At 71.9% G+C, this 263-nt stretch carries 1 pseudogene; it reads right to left on the bottom strand.

Features of this window, described 5'->3' with window-relative positions:
* Positions 1 to 69: 69 nt before the first annotated feature.
* Positions 70 to 263 (bottom strand): annotated as a pseudogene (locus tag CCN44_RS37105) (cupin); the annotation flags it as partial.

The raw sequence follows: 263 nt of genomic DNA on the forward strand, positions 1-263 counted from the left end.
CCACGAAGCCCGTGGCGCTCGTGGTGCCCTCGATGTCGAGCACCACGGCGTCGGCCTCGATCCGCGGGCTCACGCGGCGCCCTTCTCCTGCTCGTACCCGGCGGCGACGGTGTCGTAGTCCGGGAAGCGGGAGGCGATGGCGGAGCCGGTGAAGGTGGCGATCCAGCCGTCCTCCTCGTGGAAGAAGCGGATCGCGGTGAACGACGGCCGGGTGCCCATGTCGAACCAGTGCGTGGTGCCGCGCGGCACGCCCAGCAGGTCGC

Origin of the sequence: Streptomyces tricolor, assembly GCF_002155905.1 — a bacterium.
Taxonomy (GTDB): Bacteria; Actinomycetota; Actinomycetes; order Streptomycetales; family Streptomycetaceae; genus Streptomyces; species Streptomyces tricolor.